The following is a 4,697-nucleotide window of genomic DNA, read 5'->3' as shown; positions in this document are numbered from 1 at the left end:
CCGGGGCGCGGCGGGCCGGGGGGGGGGGCGCGCCACACAGAGCGCGCGGGGGCCCCCACCCCGCGCGCGACGCCGCTCCCCCCCGGGGGGTGGCCGCCCCGGCCGTCGGCGCGGGTGCGGCGGGTCAGCCGTCGGTGCGCTCGCCCCGGTCGGTGCGGCCGTCCTCGCGGGTGGCGGAACCGCCGCGGGAGCCGCCGGTGAACGTGTCGGCGAAGGTGTCGCGGAGCTTGCCGCCGACGGTCGCGGCGCCGCCGGCCACGTCGCGGATCAGGCCCATCAGCGGGTCCTTGCTCTCCTTCACCGAGGTCGTGTAGTGGTCGGCGGCGGCCTTCCACTGCTCGCCGACCGAGGTGTCCGGGTCGTCCGTGCGGCGCGGGTAGGCGCCGGCCAGGATCGAGCGGTACTCGTCGCTCTCCGCCCACTTCTTCAGCTGGGCGACCCGCACCACCGCGAACGGGTGGCTCTGCGGCAGCAGCTGGAGCAGCTTGAGCACGCCGTCGCGCAGGTCGCCGGCCTTGTCGTACTCCTCGGCCTGCTCCAGGAAGGCGTCGGCGTTCAGTTCGGCCAGATTGTGCCCGCCGGCCAGTTTCATCAGGGCGCGCATGGACGCCTGGACGTCCTGCCCGGCGAGCAGGCCGGCCCGGTCGCTGGACAGCTCCGCCTTGCGGAACCACTCCTTGAGCGCGGTGACGATCGCCATGATCGCCAGGTTGCCGAGCGGTACCCAGGCGACCCGGGTGGCGATGTTGGTGAGGATCATCAGCATCGTCCGGTAGACCGCGTGGCCGGACATCGCGTGGCCGACCTCGTGGCCGATGACCGAGCGCAGCTCCTCCTCGTCGAGCAGCTCGATCAGGCCGCTGGTGATCACGATGATCGGGGTGTCGATGCCGATGCAGTACGCGTTGACCGTCGGGTCCTGGGTGACGTACAGGTCCGGGACCTGCTCCAGGTCGAGCACGTAGGCGGCGTCGCGCACCATGTCGTACAGCTCGGGGAACTGGCGCTCGGAGGTCTTCACGGCGGTGGCCAGGAACATCAGCCGGATCGAGCGCTCGGACACCAGCCCGGCGAGCTTCCGCAGGACGTCGTCGAAGCCGGTGAGCTTGCGCAGGGCGACCAGGGCGGAACGGTCCGCGGGGTGCTCCCAGGCGCGGGTGGAGATGTCGGGGAAGCGCTGGCGGCGCCGGCTCGGGGTCTTCGCGGTCGGGTCGGTCATGGTCTGAGTACCTCCTGGTCGACGGCGGCCCCGGCTCGGCGGCCGGCCCCCGCTGGTCTACGCCTGCAACGACTGTCCTTGCAACGTCCGCGGTTGCGTACTCGTCCCCGCGGGCAGCGTACGCGCGGGCCGGGCCACGCCGCAGGGGCCGGTGGGCGGCGCGGGTGTGAGGCCGGTCTACCCTGAATGTCCTGGAGAACCGAGACCGGATCCGGCCGCGGTACCGAGCAGTTCGAGGAGCCCCGCAGATGTCCACCGACGCGCTTGTCAGCCTGGCCGCACCCATCTCCAACGAGGCCGGCCCGGGCCTGTTCCTGCGGATCATCGTGGTGGCGTCGTTCGTCGGCGTCGGCCTGCTGGTCTGGATCATGGCGCGGGCCTTCCGCGGCAACTGAGCACCGCCGCCCCGGTTCGGGCTCACGCCCGGTCAGCGGCGGTGGGCCGCCGAGCGGTTGCCGGGTAAGCCCCCGTACGATGACAGGTGGGCCTTCACCGGCCCGGAAGAACCCCTGGTCCGTTCACCCGAGCCGAGAAGGTCCCGCCGACCATGAACACTGCCGCCGCACTCCCCGTCCTGAACCTGCTCGCCGAGAGCGAGGGGGGCAACCACGAGAGCCTGAACCCGTACCTGACGGGTGGCGCCGCACTGTTCATCCTGGCGCTCCTGCTCTTCGTGACCACCCGCTTCAACCGGGACCGCTGAGCCGCCTCCCGGGGCCGCTCGGGGAGCGTCCGGCGTACCGGCCGGCCGCTCCCTCACGCGTCTTCGGACAACCCCCACCCGGGCGTTCCCGCACCGTAACGGGCGTCGCGTAAGGTGTGGCGGCATGGGAGAGCAGGCCGGGAATCCCGGCGGACCGGAACCGGTGAAGAAGCGCCTCGGGGTGATGGGCGGCACCTTCGACCCGATCCACCACGGCCACCTGGTCGCCGCCAGCGAGGTGGCGAGCGCGTTCCACCTGGACGAGGTGATCTTCGTGCCGACCGGGCAGCCGTGGCAGAAGAGCGACCGCCACGTCACCCCGGCCGAGGACCGCTACCTGATGACGGTCATCGCCACCGCCGAGAACCCGCAGTTCTCGGTCAGCCGGATCGACATCGACCGCGAGGGCCCGACGTACACCGTCGACACCCTGCGCGACCTGCACTCCCAGCACCCGGACGCCGACCTCTTCTTCATCACCGGCGCCGACGCGCTCGCCCAGATCCTGTCCTGGCGCGACTCCGACGAGCTCTTCTCGCTCGCGCACTTCATCGGGTGCACCCGCCCGGGACACACCCTGTCGGACGCCGGACTCCCGGTGGGCGGGGTCTCCCTGGTCGAGGTCCCCGCGCTGGCCATCTCCTCCACGGACTGCCGCAACCGGGTCGCCAAGGGCGAACCGGTCTGGTACCTCGTCCCGGACGGCGTGGTCCGCTACATCGACAAGCGGGCGCTCTACGCGCCGCACCGGACCTGACCAGGAGCGGGCGTGACCGAGCGAAGCGGCGGAGGCCGGCAGCACCAGCACCAGCAGCAGCCGGAGGACTGGTCGACCGGGCAGTACCAGCAGTACCAGGGGGGCTACCAGCAGCAGCCCGAACAGGTCCCGGAGCAGCAGCATTACGACCAGCAGCAGTACGACCAGTACGGGCAGCCGGTGTACACGGGGGACCCGTACGGCGGCTACCAGGAGCAGCAGCCGTACCAGGCGTACCAGCAGCCCCTGCAGCAGCAGTACGACCAGCAGCAGTACGACCAGTACGGGCAGCCCGTGCAGCCTGGGCGGCCCGTGCAGGCGTACCAGCAGCAGGGGGGCTACGGCTACCAGGACCCGGCGTACGGCGCATGGGGGTCGCCCGGGCCGGAGGCCGGGGGCGGCTACCAGCAGCAGGCCTACCCGGCGGCGGGTGCGCCGGCGGCGGTCGAGCCCGAGGCCGTCGTCGCGCCTGCCCCCGCCGCGTCCGCGCCCGGCGCCCCCGTCGCCCCCGTCGCCCCCGCGCCCCCGCGCCCGCGCGTGCCCCGGCCCGCCGCCGAGGCGGCGGGCGCCAAGCCCGAGCCGCCGTCCGAACTGGTCGGCGGGGCCCGGGCCGGCAAGGCCGGCGGCAAGCCTGGAGGCAAGGCCGCCAAGGACGACTACCCCACGGACGAGTTCACCTTCGTCGACGAGGAGGGGGAGGAGTCCGAGGACGTCATCGACTGGCTGAAGTTCGCCGAGTCCCGCAGCGAGGTGCGCGCCGAGCGCCGCCGCCGGCTGCGCAACCGGCTGATCGGCCTCGGCGTGGTGGTGGCGCTCGCGGCGGCCGGCACCGGCGGCTACCTCTGGTTCACCGGCGACAAGCAGACCGCGGCGAGCGCGGCCGGTCCGCGCCAGGTCAGCGTGGTCCACCTGCGCGACCTCCAGGGCAAGGTCTCCAGCGCGCTGCTGGTCAACGACTCCACCGGGAAGAAGGGCACCGTGCTCCTGCTGCCCGACACCCTGCGGCTGCCCGGCCCCGGCGACCCGCCGGTCACCACCGTCGGCCAGGCCATGGACAGCATCGGCGCCTCCGCGACCCGCGACGGCCTGTCCACCGTGCTCGGCGCCCCGGTCGCGGGCACCTGGCGGCTGGACACCCCCTACCTGGAGATGCTGGTCTCCCAGCTCGGCGGCGTCCGGGTGGACACCAACGCCGAGACCCACGAGGGCGGCAAGCCGGACGGCAAGCTGCTGTCCGCGACCGGCAAGAACACCCTGCTGAACGGGAAGGCCGCGGTCGCGTACGCCACCCTCCAGGCGACCGGCGAGAACCGGGACGCCCAACTGGCCCGGTTCGGACAGGTGATGGACGCGGTGGTGCGCACCATGCCCACCGAGTTCAAGGACGCCAAGGACGACGTGCACCGGATGAACGCGGTGCTCGACCCCTCGCTGCCCGAGGACGCCCTCGCCGGAGTGCTCGCCCAGCTCGCCCAGCAGGCGAAGGACGGCCACCTCGGCACCACCGCGCTGACCGTCAAACCGGACGGCGGCCTGGACGAGGCCACCGCCGGCAAGCAGGTCAAGGACGTGCTCGGCGGCACCGTGAAGTCCGCGGCCTCCGCCGACGCCCCCGCCCGGGTCTCGCTCCAGGACGCCACCGGCAACGACCAGGCGGCGGCCGCCGCACAGGTCCAGATCGTGAACTCCGGCCTGACCTTCCTGCCCGGCTCCAAGACCGCCGCGCAGGCCGCCAGTGAGATCCGCTACACCGACGACGCCCGGCAGGCCGCGGCGAAGTCGCTGGCGATCAGCCTCGGACTGCCGGACACGGCGGTGAAGAAGGTCGGCGACGCCCAGAACGCGGACCTGGTGGTCGTGCTCGGCAAGGACTACCAGCCGCCGAAGAGCCAGTAGGCCGCGGCCTCCGGCCCGGGGGGGGGGGGGGGGGCGGGCGCGGGGGGGGGGGCGGGGGCGGGGGGGGGCGGGGGGGGGGGGGGGGGGGGGGGGGGCGGCCGGCGCCGCGCCCGCCCCCCCCC

The 4,697-nt window shown here is 73.6% G+C and carries 5 protein-coding genes; 4 read left to right on the top strand and 1 reads right to left on the bottom strand.

The genetic code is table 11. The features are described from left to right. Window positions 1-124: 124 nt before the first annotated feature. The gene (locus ACFV6D_RS06575) at window positions 125-1,219 is read right to left on the bottom strand and encodes a M48 family metallopeptidase (RefSeq protein WP_380558745.1); all 1,095 of its coding nucleotides are present in this window, start codon (window positions 1,217-1,219) and stop codon (window positions 125-127) included. 248 nt (window positions 1,220-1,467) lie between these two features. On the opposite strand from ACFV6D_RS06575, the gene ACFV6D_RS06570 reads away from it, so the two are divergent. From ACFV6D_RS06570 to ACFV6D_RS06555, 4 genes are all read left to right on the top strand, one after another. Further along, the gene (locus ACFV6D_RS06570; RefSeq protein ID WP_159398425.1) at window positions 1,468-1,614 is read left to right on the top strand and encodes a hypothetical protein; all 147 of its coding nucleotides are present in this window, start codon (window positions 1,468-1,470) and stop codon (window positions 1,612-1,614) included. A 152-nt stretch (window positions 1,615-1,766) separates the two neighbouring features. Continuing rightward, window positions 1,767-1,922: a hypothetical protein gene (locus ACFV6D_RS06565; RefSeq protein ID WP_167745857.1), complete on the top strand. Its 156-nt coding sequence runs from the start codon at window positions 1,767-1,769 to the stop codon at window positions 1,920-1,922. Between the two features lie 124 nt (window positions 1,923-2,046). Beyond that, the gene (gene nadD, locus ACFV6D_RS06560) at window positions 2,047-2,679 is read left to right on the top strand and encodes a nicotinate-nucleotide adenylyltransferase (protein WP_063347543.1); all 633 of its coding nucleotides are present in this window, start codon (window positions 2,047-2,049) and stop codon (window positions 2,677-2,679) included. 12 nt (window positions 2,680-2,691) lie between these two features. Continuing rightward, window positions 2,692-4,575, top strand: coding sequence for an LCP family protein (locus ACFV6D_RS06555; protein WP_380558742.1), 1,884 nt, complete (start codon window positions 2,692-2,694; stop codon window positions 4,573-4,575). Window positions 4,576-4,697 lie beyond the last annotated feature (122 nt).

Origin of the sequence: Kitasatospora sp. NPDC059812, assembly GCF_042732075.1 — a bacterium.
In the GTDB taxonomy this organism is placed as follows: domain Bacteria; phylum Actinomycetota; class Actinomycetes; order Streptomycetales; family Streptomycetaceae; genus Kitasatospora.
This window is presented reverse-complemented; position numbering and strand designations above follow the sequence as displayed.

Excerpts from the sequence above, each read along its gene's own strand:
- ACFV6D_RS06575 (WP_380558745.1), bottom strand. The coding sequence starts at position 1,219 with ATGACCGACCCGACCGCGAAGACCCCGAGCCGGCGCCGCCAGCGCTTC.
- ACFV6D_RS06570 (WP_159398425.1), top strand. The coding sequence starts at position 1,468 with ATGTCCACCGACGCGCTTGTCAGCCTGGCCGCACCCATCTCCAACGAG.
- ACFV6D_RS06565 (WP_167745857.1), top strand. The coding sequence starts at position 1,767 with ATGAACACTGCCGCCGCACTCCCCGTCCTGAACCTGCTCGCCGAGAGC.
- nadD (WP_063347543.1), top strand. The coding sequence starts at position 2,047 with ATGGGAGAGCAGGCCGGGAATCCCGGCGGACCGGAACCGGTGAAGAAG.